The organism is Deinococcus aquaedulcis (genome assembly GCF_019693445.1).
GTDB lineage: Bacteria > Deinococcota > Deinococci > Deinococcales > Deinococcaceae > Deinococcus > Deinococcus aquaedulcis.
The window spans coordinates 514,560-538,016 of record NZ_JAHRBL010000001.1 but is presented as its reverse complement, the minus strand read 5'-3'; the positions used below and the strand labels follow the sequence as shown (position 1 = coordinate 538,016).

The 23,457-nt window shown below is 68.0% G+C and carries 22 protein-coding genes; 7 read left to right on the top strand and 15 right to left on the bottom strand.

The features are described from left to right. Window positions 1-36: 36 nt before the first annotated feature. Both KMW22_RS19530 and leuS read left to right on the top strand, forming a co-directional pair. Window positions 37-459 (top strand): hypothetical protein, encoded by a 423-nt coding sequence (locus tag KMW22_RS19530; RefSeq protein WP_221088418.1) that lies wholly within the window; start codon window positions 37-39, stop codon window positions 457-459. Window positions 460-683: 224 nt separating this feature from the next. Next, a complete protein-coding gene (leuS, locus tag KMW22_RS02515) occupies window positions 684-3,158 on the top strand; it encodes a leucine--tRNA ligase (protein ID WP_221088417.1) in 2,475 nt (824 codons plus the stop codon). A 478-nt stretch (window positions 3,159-3,636) separates the two neighbouring features. Here the strand turns inward: leuS and KMW22_RS02510 are convergent, their stop codons facing one another. From KMW22_RS02510 to ppgK, 4 genes are all read right to left on the bottom strand, one after another. Beyond that, a complete protein-coding gene (locus KMW22_RS02510; RefSeq protein ID WP_221088416.1) occupies window positions 3,637-4,419 on the bottom strand; it encodes a hypothetical protein in 783 nt (260 codons plus the stop codon). Window positions 4,420-4,615: 196 nt separating this feature from the next. Then, window positions 4,616-4,894, bottom strand: coding sequence for a hypothetical protein (locus KMW22_RS02505; RefSeq protein WP_221088415.1), 279 nt, complete (start codon window positions 4,892-4,894; stop codon window positions 4,616-4,618). 158 nt (window positions 4,895-5,052) lie between these two features. Then, window positions 5,053-5,769, bottom strand: coding sequence for a sporulation protein (locus tag KMW22_RS02500; RefSeq protein ID WP_235692516.1), 717 nt, complete (start codon window positions 5,767-5,769; stop codon window positions 5,053-5,055). Between the two features lie 78 nt (window positions 5,770-5,847). Further along, complete coding sequence (gene ppgK, locus KMW22_RS02495; RefSeq protein ID WP_221088413.1) at window positions 5,848-6,633, bottom strand: polyphosphate--glucose phosphotransferase; 786 nt, start codon at window positions 6,631-6,633, stop codon at window positions 5,848-5,850. Window positions 6,634-6,732: 99 nt separating this feature from the next. Between ppgK and KMW22_RS02490 the strand changes: the two genes are divergently transcribed. Further along, the gene (locus KMW22_RS02490) at window positions 6,733-7,347 is read left to right on the top strand and encodes a TetR/AcrR family transcriptional regulator (protein WP_221088412.1); all 615 of its coding nucleotides are present in this window, start codon (window positions 6,733-6,735) and stop codon (window positions 7,345-7,347) included. A 184-nt stretch (window positions 7,348-7,531) separates the two neighbouring features. Beyond that, on the top strand, window positions 7,532-9,022 hold the full coding sequence (locus KMW22_RS02485) for an ATP cone domain-containing protein (protein WP_221088411.1): 1,491 nt from the start codon (window positions 7,532-7,534) through the stop codon (window positions 9,020-9,022). Window positions 9,023-9,471: 449 nt separating this feature from the next. Here KMW22_RS02485 and KMW22_RS02480 read toward each other — a convergent pair whose 3' ends face one another. From KMW22_RS02480 to KMW22_RS02455, 6 genes are all read right to left on the bottom strand, one after another. Next, on the bottom strand, window positions 9,472-9,888 hold the full coding sequence (locus tag KMW22_RS02480; RefSeq protein ID WP_221088410.1) for an organic hydroperoxide resistance protein: 417 nt from the start codon (window positions 9,886-9,888) through the stop codon (window positions 9,472-9,474). A gap of 93 nt (window positions 9,889-9,981) precedes the next feature. After that, entirely contained in the window at window positions 9,982-10,836 is an 855-nt protein-coding gene (locus tag KMW22_RS02475; protein WP_221088409.1) for a hypothetical protein, read from the bottom strand. 397 nt (window positions 10,837-11,233) lie between these two features. Then, a complete protein-coding gene (gene pdxH, locus KMW22_RS02470) occupies window positions 11,234-11,878 on the bottom strand; it encodes a pyridoxamine 5'-phosphate oxidase (RefSeq protein WP_221088408.1) in 645 nt (214 codons plus the stop codon). Beyond that, a complete protein-coding gene (locus KMW22_RS02465; protein WP_221088407.1) occupies window positions 11,875-12,723 on the bottom strand; it encodes a DNA-formamidopyrimidine glycosylase in 849 nt (282 codons plus the stop codon). The genes pdxH and KMW22_RS02465 overlap by 4 nt, the downstream gene beginning before the upstream one ends. 68 nt (window positions 12,724-12,791) lie before the next feature. Beyond that, the gene (locus tag KMW22_RS02460; RefSeq protein ID WP_221088406.1) at window positions 12,792-13,274 is read right to left on the bottom strand and encodes a hypothetical protein; all 483 of its coding nucleotides are present in this window, start codon (window positions 13,272-13,274) and stop codon (window positions 12,792-12,794) included. Window positions 13,275-13,462: 188 nt separating this feature from the next. Further along, window positions 13,463-14,815 (bottom strand): phosphotransferase, encoded by a 1,353-nt coding sequence (locus KMW22_RS02455; protein WP_221088405.1) that lies wholly within the window; start codon window positions 14,813-14,815, stop codon window positions 13,463-13,465. Window positions 14,816-15,102: 287 nt separating this feature from the next. Between KMW22_RS02455 and KMW22_RS02450 the strand changes: the two genes are divergently transcribed. Further along, window positions 15,103-15,735 (top strand): pyroglutamyl-peptidase I, encoded by a 633-nt coding sequence (locus KMW22_RS02450; RefSeq protein ID WP_221088404.1) that lies wholly within the window; start codon window positions 15,103-15,105, stop codon window positions 15,733-15,735. Between the two features lie 323 nt (window positions 15,736-16,058). Here the strand turns inward: KMW22_RS02450 and KMW22_RS02445 are convergent, their stop codons facing one another. Genes KMW22_RS02445 through KMW22_RS02435 form a run of 3 tightly spaced genes read right to left on the bottom strand, consistent with a single transcriptional unit; the run spans window position 16,059 to window position 17,249 of the window. Next, complete coding sequence (locus KMW22_RS02445) at window positions 16,059-16,358, bottom strand: hypothetical protein (protein WP_221088403.1); 300 nt, start codon at window positions 16,356-16,358, stop codon at window positions 16,059-16,061. 2 nt (window positions 16,359-16,360) lie between these two features. Beyond that, the gene (locus KMW22_RS02440; protein ID WP_235692426.1) at window positions 16,361-16,762 is read right to left on the bottom strand and encodes a hypothetical protein; all 402 of its coding nucleotides are present in this window, start codon (window positions 16,760-16,762) and stop codon (window positions 16,361-16,363) included. Next, window positions 16,755-17,249: a hypothetical protein gene (locus KMW22_RS02435; RefSeq protein ID WP_221088402.1), complete on the bottom strand. Its 495-nt coding sequence runs from the start codon at window positions 17,247-17,249 to the stop codon at window positions 16,755-16,757. Before KMW22_RS02435 ends, KMW22_RS02440 begins: the two co-directional genes overlap by 8 nt. Before the next feature lie 301 nt (window positions 17,250-17,550). Between KMW22_RS02435 and tnpC the strand changes: the two genes are divergently transcribed. Next, window positions 17,551-18,924, top strand: coding sequence for an IS66 family transposase (gene tnpC, locus KMW22_RS02430; RefSeq protein WP_221088542.1), 1,374 nt, complete (start codon window positions 17,551-17,553; stop codon window positions 18,922-18,924). A gap of 8 nt (window positions 18,925-18,932) precedes the next feature. After that, window positions 18,933-19,325, top strand: a complete 393-nt coding sequence (locus KMW22_RS02425) for a hypothetical protein (RefSeq protein ID WP_221088401.1) — start codon at window positions 18,933-18,935, stop codon at window positions 19,323-19,325. A 92-nt stretch (window positions 19,326-19,417) separates the two neighbouring features. Here KMW22_RS02425 and KMW22_RS02420 read toward each other — a convergent pair whose 3' ends face one another. Both KMW22_RS02420 and KMW22_RS02415 read right to left on the bottom strand, forming a co-directional pair. Beyond that, a complete protein-coding gene (locus KMW22_RS02420) occupies window positions 19,418-22,294 on the bottom strand; it encodes a transglutaminaseTgpA domain-containing protein (RefSeq protein ID WP_235692424.1) in 2,877 nt (958 codons plus the stop codon). After that, entirely contained in the window at window positions 22,291-23,241 is a 951-nt protein-coding gene (locus tag KMW22_RS02415) for an AAA family ATPase (RefSeq protein WP_221088400.1), read from the bottom strand. Before KMW22_RS02415 ends, KMW22_RS02420 begins: the two co-directional genes overlap by 4 nt. Window positions 23,242-23,457: the final 216 nt, after the last annotated feature.

The window sequence follows — 23,457 nt, the reverse complement described above, 5'->3', positions numbered from 1 at the left end:
GCGCCTGCCCGGGCCGCCTGGGCTACCCTGCGGGCCATGAAGCGCCCCCTGGTTGTGCTGTCCGTTGCCCTGCTGGCCGTGCTGCTGGGGACCGCCGCGTGGTGGCAGAGCGGCGCACGCTGGCGCGGGGCCCTGTACTGCTTTGAGCGGCCCGGGCAGGTGTGGGGGCTCTCGCCCCTGCCCGCCGGGGCCACCCCCACCTGCCCCGAATCGCGCACCGTGCGGGCCGAGATCCGCGCTGGGCAGACCCGCCTTGAGCAGTATCTGTTCTCCGACTGGCAGCCCGAAGCGGTGCTGAAGCGCCTGGAAGACGCTGGCTTTTCCCGCCTGACCACCCGCCCCGACGACGGCATTCAGTTCGAGGTGGTGCTGACCCGAGGCCGCGAGCGCGTGTTGTATATCGCTGAGCACCGGGGCGCGGGCACCCTGGTCCATGTGGGCGGTACGCCAGTTCGCTAGCGCGGCCACCGCACCCATGCGGTACAATGCGCGCCATGATCCGCTCTGCGCTTACCACCCGGGGACGCCTCGACTAGCCCAACCGCTATGTTCGAGCGTCCCCGGTTGCGTGCCGGGGCGCTTTTTTTGTTGAGGGGTGATGGTGGAAAGTTGATGCACAACACCATGCGCCCCCTTCAGCAACGATCAACCCTCTTCCGTTCAACCTCCGAAGGAGCCATGCCATGACCCAGACGAACGAATCCAGCATCAACATTCAGGAACCGCGCATGGAGCGCTACAACCCACACGCCATTGAGGGCAAGTGGCAGGACACCTGGGCGAAGGCAGGCCTGTACACCTTCAACGAGGACGCGCCGGGCGAGAAGTTCTATGCGCTGACCATGTTCCCCTACCCCAGCGGCAACCTGCACATCGGGCACTGGTACGCCAATGTGGCGCCGGACGCGCGGGCCCGCTGGATGCGGATGCGCGGGCACAACGTGCTGTTTCCCATGGGTTTTGACGCCTTCGGTCTGCCCGCCGAGAACGCGGCGATCAAGAATAACGTGGACCCGGCGGGCTGGACCTACCGCAACATCGAGTACATGACCGGGCAGTTCCAGCGCATGGGCACCATGATTGACTGGAGCCGCGCCTTCGCCACCTGCGACCCGGAGTATTACCGCTGGAACCAGTGGTTCTTCACCGAGTTCTTCAAGCGCGGCCTGGCCTACAAGAAAGGCGGCCTGGTGAACTGGTGCCCCAAGGACCAGACCGTGCTGGCCAACGAACAGGTGGTGAACGGCGCCTGCGAACGCTGCGGCACCCCGGTGGAAAAGCGCAACCTGAGCCAGTGGTACCTGAAAATCACCGATTACGCCGACGAACTGCTGGACTTTGCCCAGACAGACATGCCGGAAAAAGTCCGCCTGATGCAGACCAACTGGATCGGCAAATCGGTGGGCGCGGAAGTGACCTTTGACACCCCGGCCGGCCCCGAGACCGTGTTCACCACCCGCCCCGACACCCTGATGGGCGCCACCTTCATGGTGCTGGCCCCCGAGCACGCCAAGGTCCCGGCCCTGACCACCGACGAGCAGCGCGGGGCCGTGGAGGCGTACGTGGCCGCTGCTGGCCGCAAGACTGACGTGGAGCGCCAACAGGAGGGTGAGAAGACCGGCGTGTTCACCGGCTCGTTCGCCACGCACCCCATCACTGGCCATCAGCTGCCGATCTGGGTGGCGGATTACGTGCTGGTCACGTATGGCACCGGCTCGATCATGGCCGTGCCCGCGCACGACGAGCGTGACTTCGCCTTTGCGAAGAAGTTCGGCCTGGAAATCAGGGAAGTCATCCGCCCCGAAGGCGGCGAGGCGATGGCCGACGACGCGGCCGAGCCCTACGTGGGCGAGGGCCAGATCGTGAATTCCGGCGAGTTTGACGGCATGCCCGGCGGCAAGGCCAGCATTGCGGTGATCGTCGAGCAGCTGGAAGCACGCGGCGTGGCAAAGGCCAAGACGACCTACCGCCTGCGCGACTGGCTGGTCAGCCGCCAGCGTTACTGGGGCACGCCCATTCCCATAGTGTACTGCCCGGAGCACGGCGCGCAGCCCGTTCCCGCCGAGGAGCTGCCCGTGCGCCTGCCGGACAACGTGGAATTCACGCCCACCGGTCAGAGCCCGCTGAAGCTGAACACCGAGTGGCTGCGCGCGACCTGCCCCATCTGCGGCGGCGAGGCCGAGCGCGACACCGACACCATGGACACCTTCGTGGATTCGTCATGGTACATGTACCGCTACCTGAGCCCGAAGGATGAGGCGCACCCCTTCGACCCCGCCAAGGCAGGGATGCTGCCGGTGGACCTGTACACGGGCGGCATTGAGCACGCGATTCTGCACCTGCTGTACAGCCGCTTCTGGACCAAGGTGATGCGCGACATGGGGCTGACCACGCAATCCGAGCCGTTTGCGTGGCTGCGCAACCAGGGCATGATTCTGGGCGAGGACGGCGAGAAGATGAGCAAGAGCCGGGGCAACGTGGTGGACCCCGACGACCTGGTGCGCGAGTACGGCACCGACACCGTGCGCACCTACCTGCTGTTTATCGCGCCGTGGGAACTGGGCGGCCCCTGGGACCCGCAGGGCATCAACGGACCGGCCAAATGGCTGGGGCGCGTGTGGAACCTGTACTTCGAGGAGAGCCCCGTGGGCCCCGCCGAGAAAGTCACCGACGCCGAGTTGCGTTACGCGGTTCACAGCACCCTGAAGAAGGTAGGGGCCGACTTTGACCGCCTGAGCTTCAACACCATCGTGGCCGCGCTAATGGAACTGACGAACACCCTGGTCAAGGCCAAGCGCGCGCCGGTATATGGCACCCCCGCCTGGGACGAGGCCCTGCACATTTTCAACCTGATGCTGGCGCCCATCGTGCCCCACATCGCCGAGGAGATCTGGACCGAGCGTGGCGGGGGGGGCAGCGTGCACACCCAGAGCTGGCCCGCTGTGGACGAACAGGCCGCCACCCGCGACAGCGTGACCCTGGGCGTGCAGGTGAGCGGCAAGGTACGCGGCGAGGTCACCATTTCTAAGACCGCCACCGCCGAGGAAGCCCTGGGCGCCGCCAAGGCCAATGCCGACGTGGCCCGCTTTATCGAGGGCAAGACGGTGGTAAAAGAGATCTACGTGCCGGGGCGAATCATCAATATCGTGGTGAAGTAAACCCCGCTGTACCGGGCCCCGTTCTGGCTGTAGCCAGGGCGGGGTTTGACCTTTGGTAAAACGTGGGGCCGCGCTCCTGCCCCCGCCCAAGGCCTCATCACGGGCAACAGGGGCAGCATTTCGAGCCCTGATCTACAGGACCACCTGGGCGGCGAAGAGGGGGCGGAGACCCGTCAGGACAACACCTGATGCCAGACCATGGAGAGTCCAGCCCTACACGGCTTTCCGTTTGTCCTCAGGAAGCCGCCGCTGCTCTATCGGGCTGCCTGGGGAGGTAAACGCCCGGGACCGTTCCTCAGTTTCTAAGTCGCTCGCTGTTGCTCTTTAGATCAACCGAGCGGGCTGGAACAGCTGCGTCGCAGAGCGAGAAGCGAAAAAAGTGCCTCGCCCCGAGAATGGAAACGTTTCTGCGCTTTTCTGAAATGTTGGAATGGGAGGGGCGAGGCACTTGGTGGCATCCCCGCCTGACCGGCCATAATCAGCCCGCGAGTTGCTGAGACAACGCCTGCCACGGTTGCCCGGCCAACGTCAGGTGGCCCGCCTCCAACTCAGAGGGCACTGTCAGCGGCACATAATCCAGCCGAACCTCGCCGAACAGCACCGCGCCTGTGGGGAGGCGGCGCAACGCCTTGGTCAGCCAGGGCACGCGCGCCTGGACATCGGCCACGGTGGGGGAGCGGCCCAGCGCCGCCTCCAGGGCCGCGTGGGCCTCCGCGCGCAGCAGCGTATCGGCATACACATGGGCGGGTTCAAGATGCTCACTCAGGACCACCTGGGGCAGCAGGGTCAGGTGGTCATCCCAGGGCTGACGCTGCACACTGACGTCCACCACCAGAAAGGGCGGCGCCACAACCCAGGCGTGCCCTGTGACGGTGCGGCCTTGCAGGTCGGCAATGGCAGGCAGACTCAGCCGGGTATAGGGCAGCGTGATGCCCAGAGCTCCGTTGACCACGACATTCCAGACGCCCTGCGCATCAAGCAACCTGCTGATCACCTGCGCGGTGGGCAGGCAGTGGCCCAGACGACCATCCTCCAGCAGCCGGGCATGAACCAGCCGGGCGGTCTGCAGCACCAGGCGGCGTGCCCGCACGCACTCGGCAGGAGAGGACGCGCGGCTCAGCACCAGACGGGCATACGCCTCGGGCAGAAAAGGATCGTGCGCGGCCGCTGCCAGGAACGCTTGGTCCCGAAGAAAGCCGGGCGTGGTTGGGTCTATGCCCAGTGCCCTGAAGCGCTCCACCAGCTGCTCGTGTTCCGTCATCTTCCTTCATCCCTTCTCGGCGGCCCTGGTCTTCGGGCAGACGATCTCAAGATAAAGAAAAAATAAATGAGTGAGGTGTTTGGGGCCTGAACTCTCCTGCTCCCCCGACAGGGTTACCGTTCACAGCAGAAAAGCTGGCCACAGCGCGACGGGGCACCCCTCCAGGGGTAGGCGACCGCGAAGCTGGAACGCCCGCCTACACCGGTGGCCCGTCCAGGCGCTGCTCCGGGCAGGGTTCGGTGAACTCGGCATCCAGCCAGTATTCGGCGGCGGCGGCGTCCTCGCCAGCCGCGTCCAGCTGGGTTTTCCAGATGGACCAGACAGCGGCGCGGGTTTCCGGGTGGCAGCCCAGGTAATCGGCCAGGGCCGCGCGGGTCTCGGGAATGGGGCCCTGGGCGTCGTCGTCGCGCTGGGCGCGGTACGCCGCGTCCAGCAGGTCCGCCATTTCCACCAGGGTCAGAGCGTCGGGGCGCATGGAGCCAGGGTACGACACCACGCGGCCAGGGCCCTGCTGCGCCAGCAGTGTTCAGGGGCACGGCGCCCGGTGCAGCGGCGAGGCCACCAGACCGACCATTTCCCAGGACGAGCGGGACGGTGCGCATATAAGGCACCGTCCCGCTCGTCCTGGGCTGCTTACATCAGGCTGCGAATCTTCTTCTCCAGCTCGCGGGCCACAGCGTCCACCCCAGCATTCAGGGTCTGGCTGCTCAGGTGCCAGTTGCCCTTGCGCTCAATTTCGGTGGCGAACATGCTGGCCATGCCGGTGGCGCGGCGGTCCACCTCCAGAATCACGTCCAGGCCGCCCGCCTGCGGGAAAATCATCATCTCGATTTCCTCGATCTTGTACTGCCCACGGGGGGGGCGGAAGCTGATTTCCTGGGCAATGCGGCCGTGGTGGTATTCCACCTCACTGCCCGAAATCTGGAAGCCCAGCTTCTGCGCGCCCTTGAACAGCACCTCCATCTCACGGCTGGGCAGCACCTGCAGGTTGTCCTGGTCGCCGGGATCGGCGGCGCCCGCAATGTCGGCGTCGGTGGCCAGCCAGACCCGGGTGCCGCTCAGGGTCAGCGGGGTGCCGGGGGCCACCGGAATGCTGAAGGGGAACTCGCGGCGCTCTCCGGCGCGCAGGTCGAACCCCGGAATCACCGGCACCTTGCTCAGCTGGTGGTGCACGTAGGTGTCGTCGGCCTTGTACATGGTGGCCAGCCCCAGGTTGATGCGCTCAATGCGCTGATCCACCGAGCCGCCCTGCACCACGATCACGCCGTTGACGCTCTCGCCAATGCGCACGGTGGAGTTATTGACCTGGGCGTCCACTTTTGCTCCGCCCACGCCGACTGCTGCCATCATTCGTTTCAAGAATCCCATACGACCCCCTGTACGCCTGCGGCGCGCGAAAAGTTCCTAGGAGAACATTTGAGCTTCAGTCTAAACTTTTTTGGCACTGCGGCTGGGCTTGGCCGGGGCCGGGGGCAGGTGCCCGGCAGCCATCATGGCGGCGCCCACGATCCCGGCTTCGTTCTGCAGTTGCGCCGGCACCACGCGGCTGCGCTCCAGGTTCAGGTGCGGCTGCCATTTCTCGGCTTTTTTGCTGATGCCGCCGCCAATAATGAACAGTTCGGGGCTGAACAGCAGTTCCAGGTGCTGCAGGTAGGTGCAGGCGCGCTTGCTCCACTGCTTCCAGTTCAGGTCGTCGCGCTCGCGGGCGCGGTCAGAAGCCCAGGTTTCGGCGTGCTTGTCGCGCAGCCACAGGTGGCCCAGTTCGGTGTTGGGCACCAGCACACCGTCATGGATCAGGGCGCTGCCAATGCCGGTGCCGAAGGTCAGCACCAGCACGGTGCCGCTCTGGCCCACCCCGGCCCCAAAACGCGCCTCGGCCAGCCCGGCGGCGTCGGCGTCGTTGATCAGAAAGACGTCGTGGCCGGTGGCCTCGGTGAACAGGGCGTCGGCGTTCAGGCCAATCCAGTCTTTGTGCACGTTGGCCGCCGACAGGGTATGGCCGCGCTGCACGATGCCGGGGAAGGTCACGCCCACGGGCCCGGGCAAGCCAAAGTGGCCCACCAGTTCGGCCACCACCGCTTTGACGTCGTCTGGCGCGGCGCCTTCGGGGGTGGGGATGCGGCGGCGCTCGGCCACCAACTGTCCCGTGGCCGTATCCACGGGCGCGCCCTTGATGCCACTGCCACCAATGTCGATGCCCAGAATCACGGTCATATGAGGCACAGCGTACCAGAGCCCTATGGCGCGCCCTTTCCCGGAACCTGTTTGAACAGGGTGCAATTTTGAACCCGGCACGCTATACCTTGGGGAATCATGGATTCCACCTCGCTGCGCGAACGCCAGAAGGAGCGCCGCCGCGCCCGCATCTATTCGGTTGCCATTGACCTGTTCAAACGCGGCGGGTTCCAGACCACCACCGCAACCGATATTGCGCGCGCCAGCAACGTTTCGCGCGGCACCTTCTTCAACTATTACCCCTACAAGGAAGCGGTGCTGCTGGACTACGGCAGCGAGGTGATGAACCGCCTGCGTGACCACGCCGAGGCCCGGCTGCACGAGGGCACCCCGCCCCTGACGGTGCTGTACGAGGTCTGGGACCGGCTGGCCGAGGAAAACACCCGCGAGCGCGACCTGTTTCCGCCGCTGGCCTACGAGGTCATGAACCCCAACCCCGAGCGCGCCCGCACCGCGTACCAGGCGCTGCCGCTAAGCAAGGTCATTGAGCTGATTCTGCGGCCCATGCACCACGCCGGGCAGATGCGCACCGACCTCAGCCTGCAGCGCATCAGCAACCTGATTGCCGATACCTACCTGATGGTGGCGCTGCGCTGGAGCGCCTACGGCACCGAGCGCCCGCTGCGCGAAGAAATGCGCCTGGCCCTGGGGCTGCTGCTGGAAGGCGCGATCAAGCGCGAGGGGCGGAGCTGAGGCCAGTGGGCACCGGGCGAGGCCCGGGTACAGTCAAGGCGCGGCTTGGGGCACACACACCCCAAGCCGCGCCGTTCTGCACGGCCCCCGGCCACACCGTGCCCTGGGCCTTCGGCGGCGCCGGACCAGGGGAGTAGACTGCCCGGGTGAACCGCTCCGCGCCCCTCTCCCCCATTCCTTCGCCGTGACCCAGCCCGAACTGCGGATTGGCACCGCGCGCCACGCCTTTCCGTTCAGCCGGGGCCTGCTGGTGGAGTCACTGGTGAACGCCGGGGCCGAGGGCGCCCAGGCCGCCGCCGCTGCCCGCCGCATAGAGCAGCAGCTGCGCCTGGCGCGGCGCACGGTGGTCAGCCCGGCCGAGTTGCAGGCCCTGATGGTGGAGGTGGCCCGCGACGTGCTGGGCCCAGAGGTAGCCCGGGCCGCCGAGGCGCAGACCCCCGCCTTTGCCGACATTCTGGTGACGGCCAAGAAAGGCGAGTTGCCCTTCAGCCGGGGCGTGCTGGCGCGCACGCTGGAAGACACCGGGCTGTCCAGCAAGGACGCCTACGCCACCGCCAGCGTGGTCGACGTGCGGCTGCGCCAGCGGGGCGTGCGCCGCCTGAGCGCCGAGGAGATTGATAACCTCACCGAAGACGCCCTCGCCCAGCGCTACGGCGAACACCTGCGCCTGACCTACCGCTACCTGCGCCACAACCGGGGCAAACTGGGCGTGATTGGCGAGGGCAGCACCGTGCCCGGCCCTTTTTCCAAGGGGATTCTGGTGCAGTCCATGCTGGCGGCGGGCGTGACCCCGGACGTGGCGCGCAAGGTGGCGCGGGTAACCCAGCGTGACCTGCGCGGGCGCGAGGACCGGGTGGTGACCCGGCAGGCCATTCAGGCCAAGGTGGAAGCCCTGCTGCGTGACGAGGTGGGCCCGGACGTGAGCGCCCGCTACCGCCTGCTGCGGGTGATTCGCCGCCCGCCCCGCCCGGTGATTGTGCTGCTGGGCGGTGTGTCGGGCACGGGCAAGAGCTTCCTGGCCGCCGAGATTGCCTACCGCCTGGGCATTGCGCGCGTGGTGAGCACCGATTCCATCCGCGAGGTGATGCGGGCGATGGTCTCCCCGGCCCTGGTGCCGACCCTACACGCCAGCACCTTCAATGCCTGGGAAGCCCTGCTGCCCCCCGGCGCCGAGCGCCCCGAGCGCCCCACCCGCGAGGCGCTGCTGGCGGGCTTCCGCGATCAGGTGGGGCAGGTCAGCGTGGGCCTGAGCGCTGTGGTGGAACGCAGTGTGCAGGAGGGCAGCAGCTTGGTGCTGGAGGGTGTGCATCTGGTTCCCGGCTACCTGCGCGCCGAGGCGTTCCAGGGCGCGCTGATGGTCCCCATGCTGGTCACCCTGCCCGACCCGGCCGAGCACCGCCGCCACTTTGAAAGCCGCGACGCCGAGACCGCCGCCAGCCGCCCCCTGCACCGCTACATGGCCTATTTCGATGAAATTCGCGCCATGCAAGATGAACTCGAAGCCCTGGCCCGCGCTCAGGGCGTGCCACTGCTGGACGGCCTGACGCTGGACGAAAGCGCCGAGCAGGCCGTGGACGTCGTGCTGCGGCAGGTGATGGTGGCCCTGACCCCCGAAGAGCGCCAGAACCTCCTGGGTGAGGAGTTCAGCGACACCAGCCTGGACCCACGCGGCTGAAGGAAAGACCGGAGGCCAGCTCGCCCAACCGGGAATACGGCCCAGGCCAAGCTTGGATGCAGGGCCGACCATGCCTGGACCATCCAGAACAGACCTGGCCTTCCCCGCCCTCGGCGCAGCTCCGGCGCAATTCACAGCAACCCGTTGCTTCTCCTGCTCTGCTGCACCGCTCTGCGCGTCCCTTCGGTCGACGCCATGCCTTCACAGTTCACGGCCTCTTTCGGAAGTGAGAGCGGCTGGCAGCCGGATTCAGCTCCCCTTGGGCCTCTCTGGCCTAAAGTCCCGGACAGATTTCTGGCTGCCTTCGACCACCTACGTCCAGTCGCGACACATAGCAGCTCCTTACGCACAGCCCAGGCATGGGTGACAGAGAAGGGTGAGCCACGCTCTTTCGCCGCGTGCTCACCCCGGATCTGCCACCAGCGGCAGAAACCGCTTTGCTTCTCGCCTCAGCGCACGGTGAGGCGCACGTCCACGTTCCCTTTGGTCGCCACGCTGTAGGGGCAGACCTCGTGGGCGGCGTGCATCAGGGCCTGGGCCTGCTCGGGGCTGAGGCCGGGAAAGTGGCCTTCGAGTTCCACGTCCAGCGCAAAGCTCAGGCCCTCGCGGCGCAGGCCCACCTGGGCGCTGACGGTGCTGGCGGGGTCCAGGTCCAGCTTCTGGCGCCGGGCGGCCACCCCCAGGGCGCCCAGAAAGCAGGCGGCGTAGCCCGCAGCAAACAGCTGCTCGGGGTTGGTGCCGGGGCCGTCGTCCCCGCCAAGCCCTGCGGGGACGCTGAGGTTCAGGTTCAGGCGGCCATCTTCGCTGCGCACGGTGCCAGCGCGGCCCCCGGTGGCGACAGCCTGGGCGGTATAGAGGTTACTCATGCGCGCCAGCATGGCCCGCCTGGGCCCCAGGCAACGGCGCTGTAGCCCACAAACAGGGTGTTCCCGCGTGAGGGGCAGCCCCAGCCTCCCCCTTTACCAGACGCGCACGCGCACGTAGGCCCGGTCGGCGTAGCCGTCCTGCCCGGGGCGATGGGGCCGCACGTAGGGAAAGCGCGTGATCAGCAGCGGGTCGGCGGCCAGCAAGTCGTCGAGGTGGCGCTCGGCGGCGGCCAGGGTGGGCAGCACCGCTGGATAGCCGCCGCTGGCCAGACAGACCTCGCGCGGGCCAGGGGGCAGCACCGAGACGCGCAGGTGCTCGTCGGGGATGGCGCGGCCGTCCACCAGGCCGTAGCCAAAGGGGCCGGTGGTGTTTGCCAGCGCGGCGTGCGCGGCCAGCAGCGGGGCAAGGATGGGCTGGGCCGGGTCGTCGTGGCGCAGGGCGGCCGGGGTGTGGTGGGCGTCGCCGCGCGCCAGAAGGGCGTGCAGAAAGACCGCCCGCGCCTGGGCCGCCGCCGCCAGCGAGGGCAGCAGGCTGGGCAGCCCGTGGCTGGCCTGGGGGCCGGTGCCGCCGTCCCACTGGGCGCCCACGGCGCCAATCTGCCAGACCTCGCGCCGGGCGTGGCTGACGGCCGCCACCGCGTAGGCCACCTGCAGGCGCCCGGCCCCGCCGCTCACGCGGCCCACCGCCTGGTCCAGGGTGCGGGTGAAGCGGTCAGCGGCGTCGCGCAGGTCGGCAGTGGGGGGCAGGTCGCGCAGGGCGGCGGCGCCCGCACTGGCGGCAAACCGGCCCGGGGGCTGGTCGTGGGGCCGCGCGCCCCCGGTGGTGGCCCCAAAACTCAGGCCCGCCACCACCGCCACGTGGTGGGGCGTAATCACCAGCAGGTCGGCGCCGTCTTCCGGCTGCCCCGTGCGGGCGCGGACGCTGGATTCGACCACATGCAGCGGCATGGGCCCATGCTACCCCGGCTGGGAGCTGGCCCCGTGCCGATTTACGGCGCCCTTCAGCAAGGCGCGGAGAGTTACAGCACGTCAGCTGGGGCAACAGGGTGAACCCAGCGCTCTCCTCCCCTTTTGCCAGGGAAGGCAGGGCAAAAGCCGAAGGGAAACGCACGTCCCAGAGAACGTTTTTCTTATGACCTGCTGGCTTCGCTTAAAGCCTGGCCGCACCATCGCTCAGACAGCCGCCCATCTCTGAACCGTTCAGGAGGTTGCTCTCCTGTGGCCGCCCTCAGGTCCACGGCCCGACACACCAGAGCTGTTTCTCCCCGCGAGGCCTTGCTGTCCAAACGGCCAACTCGCGTCACGAACGTTTCCAGAAGTCGGATCGAAGGCGCTGTCCACCCACTCAGGGCATCAGGCGGGTGATCCGCCAGTCGCCGCCTGCCCGGGTGTACCTGAAGCGGTCGTGCAGGCGGTTGGCGCGGCCCTGCCAGAACTCCCACTCCTGCACCTGCACCCGGAAACCACCCCAGAAGGCTGGGCGGGGCACTGGGGTCTCGCCGGGGTAGCGGGCATGCAGGTTAGCAAAGGCGGCCTCCAGCGCCTCGCGGCTGGCAATGGGCGCACTCTGCGGGTCGCTGGCGTGGGCGGCCAGCTGACTTTCGCGGGGGCGGGCGTGAAAGTAGGCGTCGGCTTCGTCGTCTGGCACGCGGGTGACGGGACCGTAAGCGCGCACCTGCCGCTCGTGCTCGGCCCAGTGAAACAGCAGTTCAGCCTGCGGGTTGGCCCCCAGGTCGCGGCCCTTGTGCGACTCGAAATTGGTGTAGAAGGTCAGGCCCTCTTCCCCAGCCCCGCGCAACAGCACGGTGCGCACACTGGGGCGCCCCTTGGCGTCGGCGGTGGCGAGGCTCAGGGCGTAGGGCTCACGCAGCCCGGCCTCCAGGGCTTCTTGCAGCCACGCCTGGAACTGCTGCAGGGGGTTGGCGTGCAGGGCCGTACGGCGCAGTTCGGCGCGCGTGTAGGACAGCCGTAGCCCGGTTAGGTCGGTCATGGGGTCTCCTGGCGGGCGCGGGGGTGCAGCGGCTGGCAGACCGGGCAGAAATGGGTGCCCCGCCCACCCAGCACGATCTTTTCGATGGGCGCGCCGCAGCGCTCGCACGGCTGCCCGGCCCGGCCGTAGGCGTGGTGCTGGGTCTGGTAGCCGCCGCTCTGGCCGTCGTGCTGGCGGTAATTGCCCACCCCGTCGCCCAGGCTGCTGCCGCCCGCCGCCACCGCATGGCCCATCACCTCGCGCACCGCGTGGTACAGGCGCCCGGCTTCCTCGCGGGTCAGGCGGGTCTGGGCGGGGTGCAGCTGCGCGGCCCACAGGCTCTCGTCGGCGTAGATGTTGCCCACACCGCTCACGGGTTTCTGTGAGAGCAACCAGGGTTTCACCGGACCACACGTCGCCGCCAACCGGGCAAAGGCCTCTTCGCGGAAGTCGTCGGAGAGAGGTTCGGGGCCCATCGCCAGCAGGGTGGGGTGCCCCGCGTATTCCCCAGCTGGCACCACCGCCATCTTGCCGAAGCGGCGCGGGTCATCGAAATACAGGTCGCCGCCGTCGGTGCGCAGGGTCACGCGGGTGTGCTGGCCCTGCTCCAGGCGAAAGCCCCCGGTCATGCCCAGGTGCACCAGCAGTTCGAGGTCGTGGGCCTCGTCCTGGGCCGCGCTCTGCTCGGCGAGGTGCAGCAGCAGGTACTTGCCCCGGCGGCTGAGGCCAGCGATGCGGCGCCCGGCGGCCCGGTGGGTGTCGCGGTAGCGGTGCGGGGCGTCGTGCACGACCTCCAGAATCGTACGGCCCGAAAGCAGCGGCTCGATCTTGCGGCGGGTGGTTTCCACTTCCGGCAGTTCCGGCATGGGGGCAGCATAGCCCTGCCCTGGCGCGGGCAACTGCGGCGCAGGGGACGGTCAGGGGCGGGGAATGATCAGGGGAAGTACACCTGACTGACCTTCAGCACGCGCGCGCCGTCCAGGCGCAGGCGCACGACCCCGCCCGCAAAAGGCCAGCAGGCGGCCGGGTTGCCCTTCCACGACGCGACGAAGCGTATGAGCGGCACCGGCCTGGGCACGATGTCCGAGGACTCGACGCCGGGCTTTTCGGGGCAGGCGAGCTCGAAGACCGTGCGGGGATCGGTTTTCAGGGTGCGCAGTTGCGGATTCACGTTGCGGGCCAGCACGCCACTGGGCGGTATAGCCGCCCGAAACGCGCGGGCATTCGGGTAGTATCCCAGTTCCACCGCGCGGGCGGCGTCCTCTGGCGAGTCGTAAAACACCTCGATGTAATCCAGGGTCATGGTCATCAGGCCGGCCTGCACTTTCGCCGCCTTCAGGATGGCGTATTGCGTGACCGGCGCGGCCAGCGCCGAGGGCACCAGAGCCAGCAGAACAAGAGCCAGGACATGGTTCATGTGCCCAGCGTACCCTGCTGCCGGGCCCGTTATGACCCAGCGCAGGGCACCTGTCGCTTAGTACACCGAGGCCCCGTTAAAAGGCCGGCCAGAAGCCGTGGAGGGCCTTTCTGCTCGGAAGAGGAGTAGCCCAGGGGGCGCCTTGCACGTTCGGGAAAAATGTGCCCCCCAGATTCGGCTTCAGCCCTTTACAGCATGGTGGCCTCTGCTTCATGCAAGAGGTCATGCAGCGCCCACACCGCCATGTTTTCCATTTCCCACTGCGCTTCTATGGCGGGAAGCAGACGGCCGACATACAGAAGGGCCGCGTGCAGCGCAGCCACAGGCCGCGAGAGTTCGTAAGCCCGGCGAAGCCGCGCTGGTGTGGTGACCCCCACCCAGGCCGAGAGGTAAGCCTCGACAATAGAGTCACGCGCCGTTGGCTGGGCGGGCAGAAACGTCTCAAGCTCTGCCAGAAACAGCCGCAGACTGAAAAACGGGTGGGTGATCGTGGTGTCTGAAAAATCGAAGAACACCACCTCCTCCCGCCGAACCGCCACATTGGTGGGCCAGAAATCGCCATGCTCCAGCGTGTCTGGTACGCCACAGGCCGCCAACTGGGCACAGAGGGCTTTGAGCTGTGGGGCAACGGCCTGCAGCCGTTCCAGATCGTGAGGCCCCAGCGGGAGTGACCGTTCAGGCAACGCGTTCAGCAGCCAGTCCACCTGATCAGCCAGCGCCATGCAGGAGGCGTGGGGAAGGTCTGGCCCCTGGCCCACGAGTGCCCGCTGCATCTCGCCGTAGCGGCGCGCAGCCTGTTCATACCGTGCCAGATCCTGGGTCTCATGGAGGGGAACGGCCTGCAGATCCTGCATCAGAAAGCCACCCCTGGCCTCGTCCAGGGCCATCACCTGCGGCACTTCGCCTGGAAACCGCTCTGCCAGCCAGCACAGGAGCGGCCCCTCCTGCGCCAACGGCGCAGGCGCCGCTTTGTAGTACAGCCGCCCTTGCTGCGTCGGCACCTCCAACAGCGTGGACCGCTCCCAGTTGCGAAGTTGCCGGACCGGACCAGTCAGGCTGAGGCCCTGCATCCTGGCCTGCTCTTCGATGTAGGTTCTGACAGCCTGAAACCAGCCGGGCCGCGCCCAGGGACGACGAATATTCGGACGCCCAGCTCGCTGCTCCCTGAACCAGTGGTCCAGATAGGGGCGGTGCTGCGGCGCCGCGAGTGAAAGGCCCGCGATCTCGTCCTGTGTCACCCAGCGGCACCCGGCCGGGAGCCGGGCGTCCGGGGTCAGGTTCTCCAACTCGTACACGCTGTTGATGACCTCAGCGCCGGGCCGCCAGTCATCCCCCAGCGAACGAAGGGTGACGGCGTCCAGGCCGAAGGCCCGCTGGACAGCCTGATTCAGGTGGGCAACCACCCCGAAATGCGGATCGGTGGGCGTCACGGCCGGCAGGGCCCAGGCCCCCTGGTCAGGCACGAACAGCAGGGCGGCCTGATGGGGGTGGGGAAGAAGCAAATGGCAGGTGCTTGAAATGGTGGATAAGGACTCGCTCATGCGGGCCTCCCTCGACATCATGAAAAGGCAAGAAAGCGAGGGAAGACGGTCTGCACAAAGGGGAACAGTTTTCCCCTCCGCCGTCCCTCACGAACAACACAACCTGCACCCCAACACGTGGAGTGCCGTTGTGGAGCGTGAGGGTTAGAGGCGTTTGAACATGAGTGGTCCTTGGAGAAGTGCCGTCAACGTACCATGCCCTTGACGCGCCGCGAGGCTGACTGGGCACTGGTTGACCGTTGCGTCGCCCACCACCTTTCCTGTCACCGGGCCTCTATCCTCGGGCCATGCCCACCGCGCTGCTCACCGGCTTCGAGCCCTTTCACACCCACCCGGACAACCCCAGCGCGAACGCGGCGCGGGCGCTGCACGGCCTGCAGGTGGGCGACTGGCAGATTGAATCGGCCCTGTTGCCCGTGGAGCCGCACGCCGCGGCCCAGCAACTGACCGAAGCGCTGGACCGCACGCAGCCCGGCGCTGTGCTGCTGACCGGGCTGGCGGCCGGGCGCCCCCAGGTGACGCTGGAACGGGTGGCCGTGAACGTCATGGACTTCGCCATTCCCGACAACGCCGGGCAGACCTACCGCGACCAGCCGGCCGGCCCCGCCGGCGCGCCTGCAGCCTACCTGAGCACGTGGCCGCTGCGCGCCACCCTGGCGGCGTGGCGGGCGGCGGGCCTGCCGGGGCACATCAGCAACACGGCGGGGCTGTACGTGTGCAATTTCGTGCTGTACCGCGCGCTGCACCATCTGGCGCAGGGTGGGCGCGCCGGGGTGCCCTGCGCCTTTATGCATGTGCCCGCCAACCCGGCCGTGGCCCTGGCGTGGCCCGAGGACCGCCCCCCACTCCCCTACCTGCCCGACGCCGAGATCACGCGGGCAGTGCGGGTGGCACTGGAAAGCTTAAACGGGAACAGCTGATCCAGAAAGGGCGACGGGCAGAGGTGGCGTGCAGGTCCGGGAGTGGTCCGTCCCGCCCCAGTCAGAGCGGCGGCCCAGGCCACCCCGGGGCAAAACATCTGCCCTGCATCTGTCCCCTGTCTCCCCTCGTTCACCCCAGCGCTGTTAAAGGCAAAACCGGAGGTGGCTCTGGGGTTCGCTCTCAGAACAGCCTTCTTTGACGCACCTCTCCCCCATTCTCCGCTGCTGCCCTACGCCCCAGGTTTCAGCCTCTGCACCGCAGAGCACTGAGCCTCAATCACGGGGAAGGACGCTCGCCCTGCCCGCATCAACTGACCCACCCGTTATGGAAACGGTGCGCGGCCCGGTACCCACGCGCCCTGTTCGCCGCCGGCCCAGTGCCATTCGCCCTCTGCAGGGCGGGCGGCCAGCGCGGCCTCCACTGCGGCCAGGGGCACGCGGCGGGCAAAACGGGTGCGGGCATGCCACGCGGCCAGCGCGGCGCCGGGCTGGGCCGGGCGCAGGCCCCGCAGCGCGGCCCAGGCGCGGTTGACGGCCAGATCGAACAGCGCGGCCGGCACGGCGCCAGCTGGGGCCACACCGTCCGGGCTGGGGTCGGTCAGAAACGGGCGGTCCTGGGGCACGGTTAGACCAGCAGGGGACGCCGGGCCAGCGCCGCAATCTGTCCAGCGTGCCAGACGGTATGCCGGACCAGGGCCAGCAGGGCGTCCTGCACGGTGGGGCCGGTGGACCCCAGAGGCAGGGCCAGGGCCCCTGGGGGCAGGGCGCGGGCGGCCGTGACTTCCCAGGCCATCAGGCGGGTCAAGCCCGCGTCGTCCGGGGGGGGTGCCTGCCCAGCTGCCGCCGTGACCGCCACCCAGGTTTCATGCTTCACCGCGCGCAGGTGGGCGGTCAGCGCCGCGACGCGCGGGTGTGGCTGGCCGTCCACCCGTGCCAGGGCCGCGCGCACGCTGTGGGCGGGGCTGTGGTTGGCGTCGTCCAGCAGGGCGGCCAGCAGGTCCGGGGTCATCTCAGGCAAGTCAGGCAAGGCGGAAGGCGTCGCCCTCGCGCACGAGGCGGCCCAGGTCCAGCATGCGCGCGGTGACGGTCTGGGCCTGTTCGTCGGTCAGGGGGCTGCCCACGCGCAGGTCGTCCAGGGTAAAACGCCCGCCCTTGCGGTGCGCGAAGCGGTAAACCATGCGCTCCTGCACGTCCAGTCGGGGCGCCGTGTCCAGGCGGCGGCCAAAGCTGCGCCACACCAAAAAGGCCACCCCGGCGCCCAGCAGCAGGGCCAGCGGAATCAGGGTTGCGGCCAGGGCGGGGTCGCCCACTTGCAAGCCCAGGGCGTGCAACTGGCGCTGGGCTTCGGCCACCTGCGCCTCGGTACCGCTCTCGCGCAGGCGCTTCAGGGCCCCGCGCGCCCGCAGATAGGCGAACACGCCGCCCAGGTCGCCGCGCACAAAGGCGGCCCCATACGCGATCAGGGCGGCGGAACACCCGGCAATGAAAGTCAGGGCAATTCTCTGCACGTTCACGGCCCCATGCTACGGGAGGAGCGCGCCGCCAAGTGCCTCGCCCCTCCCATTCCAACGTTTCGGAAGAGCGCAGAAACGTGTCCATTCCCGGTGCAAGGCACTTTTTTCGCTCCTCGCTCTGCGGCGCCGCTGTCCCAGTCCGCCCGGTTGATCTAGAGCGGTTGACCAAAGAACCCCCTCACCCCTCGCGGCGCGAGGCCCTCTCTGCGGCGCAGCTCTTTGAGCCCCATGAGGGCGGAGGGTCAAGAACGTGACTGCTCAGCAGGGGGCCTGGACTTAGGTCAACAGGTAGAGTAGTGGCATCTCGAACGACGCCTGCCCGAATTGCAAAAAGTTGGAAGCTCAGCTGGCCACCGTGCTCGCTGAACTTCAGGACATCAAGGCGCATCTCGGCCTGAATAGCACGACCTCGCACCAACCTCCGAGCCAGGATAAGCCTTGGACGCCGAAGAGTGAGCGCCAGAAGACCAGCCGGTCTTCTGGCGCTCAACCTAGTCACAAAGGCAAGACGCTGAAGATGACCGAGCACCCTGACCAGCTCATCACGCTTCCTGTCACTGGGCATTGTGGGTGTGGTCAGGCCTGGGACACGGTCACAGTCACCGATGAACTGGCGCGGCAGGTTTTGGACCTGCCTGAGATCCGGCTGCAGGCGGTGGAGTACCGCGCCCAGGTCAAGGTGTGTCCGACGTGTCATCACCGCGAGCAGGCTTCGTTTCCAGCTCACGTGCCTGGTCGGGTGCAGTACGGTCCACGCATCCACGGATTGGCGGTGTACCTGAATGCGGTGCACTTCGTTCCGCTCAAACGCACGGCAACCATTCTGGAAGCCGTCTGTGGAGCAACAATCAGTGACGGCACCATTGCCCTGAGCCTCAATGTGGCCGTAGGGCGTCTGACCACTTTTGAGACCGAGCTTAAAACCGCGCTGTTGAAACAACCTGTCCTGCACGCAGATGAAACCGGCAGCAAGGTGAACGGGAAGCTGGCCTGGATGCATGTGGTGAGCTGCAAGCAGCTCACGTTGTACGCACATCACGAGCAACGAGGGCACGCGGCTCTGAAGGACATGAATGTCCTTCCCCGCTTTCAGAGCACCGTCGTTCATGACGCTTGGAGCACCTATTTCCAGTTGCCTGTACAGCATGCCTTATGCAAGGCCCATCTGTTGAGGGAATGGCGGCACCTGGCTGAGGAACATGGACAGCTCTGGGCAGGAGAACTCCGCAGCGCCATGCAGCGCGTCTATCACGAGCACAAAGCAGGGACGCTGACCTCCGAGGGAAAAGCTGCGTTCCTGGACCAATTCGACAGGTTGGTCCAAGCGGGGTTAGACGTGAATCCAGCAACAGACTCAGTCCCTGGGCAACGGGGTCGGGTGAAACAGACCCGGGGGCGCAACCTGGCGCTGCGGTGCCAGCGGCATCGTGAAGCGATCCTGCGTTTCCTCGATGACCAACAAGTGCCGTTTGACAATAATCAGGCAGAGCGGGCCATTCAGATGGCCTGTGTGAAACGCAAAGTCTCTGGTGGGTTTCGTTCAGCGAAGGGGAGTATGAACTTCTGCCGTGTTCGGAGCTATACGGCCACCCTTCACAAGCAGGGGGCGAATGTTTTGCACGGTCTCGTGAGTGTCTTGCGTGGCAATATCCTTATGCCTAACTTCTCGCGTTGAGTGTTCAAATGAAAACACTACTAGAATCGCTTGAATCCGAAACGGATACTATCAACAAGCTGCAAATTCTTGAGGAAATTCTCTCTTCGGAGAAAATTGATAGGGTTAGATTCCTAAGAGATCAATATAATAGTGAGGGGAATTTTTCTAAAATACAGATTATTCTCACTCTTCGTGAGCACGATAGTGATTTCTCAAGGAGATTTTTAGAGGAAATACTTCTTTTAGAAAAGGAAACGTTTAAAAAAGTGCAAATTCTTGAAGCGTTAGGAGAGATAGGCAACTGCTTATCCATTGCTCCAATATACGAGGCAACCAAAAACGATTTTGCGTTGGATTATGAAGATATGCCTCTCCAAAGGATTGGAGAAGAAATAATAAGAGTTATAAATAGGAGGTAACTGCTTAGCACCGGAAGTCTTCGTGCTAAGGAGCTACTCAAGAACCAGCATTATCTTGATGTCAACTGCTCTAAGGATCAACAGCCAGCCACTTAACGGTGAGCCCGCCCCCGGCCCAGGCGGCGCACCCGGCGCGTGGCGGCGCGCAGATCGGCCAGGGCGCGTGCGGGGTCACCTGGGGCGTAGCGCGCGGCGTGGTAGGCGCGCAGCACGTCCTGCAGGGCGCCCGCCTGTTCGGGGGCCTGGGCGCTGAGGCGCGCCACGTAGGCGGCGGCCGTCTCACCTGGGGCGCGCGGTTCCCCCAGGCGCACGCCCAGGTCGTGCAGGGCGCGGGCCGCCGGGTCGACGGGCGCGGCGCGGCGGCGCAGCAGGGCCAGAGCCGGCAGCAGGGTCAGAGCCACCACCGCCGGCAGCAGCAGCAGGTAGGCGGGCTGGCCCACCCCACCCAGGCCCGCGCGGGCCAGCAGCCCCGCTTGCCGCTCGCCGTCGTAGTCCACCACCAGTTCGTTCCAGCGGTTCTGCAGGGCGTCCAGGCGCAGGCGCAGCCGGCCCAGGGTGCTGGGGGTCAGCGGCGCGGTGGCATTCGGGCGGGTCAGGGCGGTTTGCAGCCCCGCCTGCACGCGCGCCGGGGCAATGGCGGCGGTGGGGTCTACCCGCACCCAGCCCTGGTCCGGCAGCCACACCTCGGTCCAGGCATGGGCGTCGCGCTGGCGCACGATCAGGTAGCCGCCCTGCGGGTTCAGTTCGCCGCCCTGGTAGCCGCCCACCACCCGCGCACTCAGGCCAGCGGCGCGCATCAGGAAGGCAAAGGCCCCGGCGTAGTGCTCGCAAAAGCCGGTGCGGGTGGTGAACAGGAAAGCGTCAATGCGGTCCTGGGCGGGCAGCGTGGGCGGCGAGAGGGTGTAGGTAAAGCCCCCCTGGCGCAGGTAGTTCAGGGCCGCCTGCACCCGGCCTTCGGGGGGCAGGCTCTGCCAGGACTGCCCCAACGCCGCCGCGCGCGGGCTCTGGCCCTGCGGCAGGAAGAGGTTGAAGTTCAGCCGTGCGGGGTCCTCCTGGCGACCCAGCAGCGCCGGGCGGCTTTCCAGGTCCAGGCGGCGCCGGGTGGTCACCGGGCGGAAGGTCACGGCCTGAAAAGCGGTGGACACGAAGGCCCCGTCCGGCACGCGGCTGGGGGCGTCCAGTGCCAGCAGCCACGGCGTGCCGCTGGGTTCCAGGGTCAGGGTGTAGCGCTGAGCTGGGCCTGTGGCCTCCACGCTGGGGCTGACCCGGCTGCCGCGCACCTGCCGCCACGTCTGGCCGTCGTAGGCTTCGTAGACGGGGCCGCGCCAGTACAGGGCCTGCTGGGGCGGCGGGGCGCCGTCAAAATCGGCGCGGAACGCCACCGCGTCACTCTGGGCGAGGTTGCTGAATTCCCCGGCGCGAATCTCACTCGACAGGCCCGAGATCGCCTGCCCCTGCACTGGCAGCTGCCACAGCGGCGCGGCGGGACGCGGGAACAGCACGAACAGCGCCAGGGCCAGCGGCGCGGCCAGCCCCAGCAGGGTCACGGCGCGGCCCAGGGCGGGGCGGTCCAGCCCAAAGCGGCCCTGCGCGGCCCCCGGCGCACGCCACGCGGGGGCGGCGGCCAGCAGCAGCGCCGAAGACAGCACCGTGTGCGCGGCCGTCAGCGGCCCCTGGCTGAAGAAGTAGTGGGTGCTGGTGGTAAACAGGCCCAGCAGCACCAGCAATTGGCCGTCGCGGCGGTTGCGGCTCTCGGCCACCTTGAGGGCCAGCAGCAGCGCCAGAAAGGCCGTGCCCGCGTCGCGGCCCAGCAGGGTGCCGTAGACGGCGTTCAGCGCGGCGCCCCCCGCCACCGCGAGCAGGCCCAATAGCCAGGTGGGCAGGGGCGGCCGGGGCGTACCCGACCCCGCGTGGGTGCGCCACAGGGCGTGCACCAGCAGCGCCGCCACCACCGCGCTGAGCCACACCGGCGCGCGCAGGGCAGTGGGGGCCAGGGTGACCGCCAGGGCCAGCAGCGTACCGCGCAGGGCAACCGGGTTGGGGGCTTCGGGAGTGGGGGCAGCCTTGGCCGCGTCCTGGCTGGGCAGCGGGGCGTGCAGGGCCAGGGTCCGCTGCGCGGCCAGCGCGTGGGCCTCGCCCTGGCCTACCGGCAGCTGCGCGCCGGGCAGGTGCAGGGCAAATGGCACCCCGGCGCGCCCCAGTTCAGTCACCCAGGCGCTCAGGCGCGAGAGCCGGGCTTCCGGGGGCCCGGCCGTGTCGGCCCAGTCCAGCAGGCGGGCGCGGCCCTGTGGGGCGTCGGTTTCACGGGTCAGCAGGGCGCCGGTGCGCGCCACGTGCCGCCACGACACCTGCCGGGGCGAGTCGCCGGGGGCGTAGGGCCGCAGCCCCGCAAAGTCCTCGTCGCCCCGGGTGCGGCCAGCGCCCTCGCCCTCGCCAGGCAGGGTGCGCGCCGGGGCGGGCGGGGCGCCTACCTCAGGCGCGGGCTGCACCAGCAGGGTGAGGGATTCGGGGGCGGGCAGCGGCACCCGCCACAGCCCCAGGCGGTCATACACCTGTGGCGTGGCCGTCAGGGTCAGCGGGCCCCGGTGCGTCACAGGCAGGGCCAGGGTGGCCTCCAGCGGGCCCCCCACCAGCGGCCACGTCCCCGCCACCGGACGCGGGCCGCCCCGCAGGGTCAGGGCCAGGGCGCCGTCGCCCCCGCCGCTGAGCACCACCTGAACGGCGGCCTCGCCCCCGGCGACCGCACCGGGCGGCGGCCGCAGGGTCACCACGGCGCCGCGCGCCGCGCGCAGGGCCTGGGTGGCGGTCATCACCCACACGCCGCCCAGCAGAAAGGTCAGGCCGTAGCCCAGGCTCAGGCCGTAGTTCACGCAGCCCACCAGGGTGAGCAGGATCACCAGCAAAAAGGCCACGCCGAAGCCCGTGGGCCGCAGGGTCAGGGGGGGCGCCGCCACAACGGGGCCTTTCAAGGAATGGGGGTGTCGGCCAGCAGCCGTTCCAGCAGGCCCGGCAGCGGCGTGGCGGGGTCGCGCAGGCTCAGGCGGTGGGCGGCCAGCGGCACAAAGACCGCCTGCACGTCCTCGGGCAGCACCATGCTGCGCCCGGCCAAATACGCCCAGCCTCTCGCCGCCGCCAGCAGCGCCAGCAGGCCGCGTGGACTCAGGCCGCCGGCCAGGGCGGGGTGCTCACGGGTGGCGCGGGCCAGCACCTGCAGATAGTCCAGCAGCGGGGCCGCCGCGTGCACCCGGTCCACCTCGGCCTGCATGGCCAGCAGCACGGGCGCGCTGAGCACGGCAGGCAGGTCGCGCACCGAGAGGCTGCGCCCGCCGGTTTCCAGCAGCAGTCGCTCGGCGCGCACGTCGGGGTAGCCCAGGGTCACGGTCATCAGAAAGCGGTCCAGCTGCGCTTCGGGCAGGGGGCTGGTGCCCACGAACGCGGCCGGATTCTGGGTGGCAATCACAAAAAAGGGCTGCGGCAGAGGCCGGGTCACACCGCCTTCGGAGACCTGCCGCTCTTCCATCGCCTCCAGCAGCGCGCCCTGGGTGCGGGGGGTGGCGCGGTTGATCTCGTCGGCCAGCAGCAGTTCACTGAACACCGGGCCCTCGATAAAGCGGAACGACGCACTGGGCGCGTCCCATACCGACACGCCCGTGAGGTCGGCGGGCAGCAGGTCGGCCGTGAACTGCACGCGGCGAAAGTGCAGGCCGCAGGTCCTGGCCAGCGCCTGGGCCAGCGTGGTCTTGCCCACCCCGGGCTGGTCTTCGATCAGCAGGTGTCCGCGCGCCAGCAGGCAGGTCAGCGCGAGGCGGATCTGGGTGCTCTTGCCCAGAATCACGCCTTCCAGTTGGGTCACCGCCGCCTGCAACGCCGCCGCGTGGCTGGCGTGCGCGGGCGGAGTCAGCGGCAGGGTGGTCATGGAAAAAAGCCTAGAGCGCGCCCTCTGACAAAACTGCAACGGCGCCCGCAGGCTTCAGAAGACGTGAAAACAGAGTCAGGCGGGCCTCCAGGGGGCGAGATGTGAAGTTGGGCAAGGCAGCCTCACGCCGCTGGAGCGGGGCCCCCACACAAGCCACGGGCAGGCCTTCAGCGGCCCGGCAGGAAGGCAGACCGCCGCGCTCTCTAAGGTGAAAAG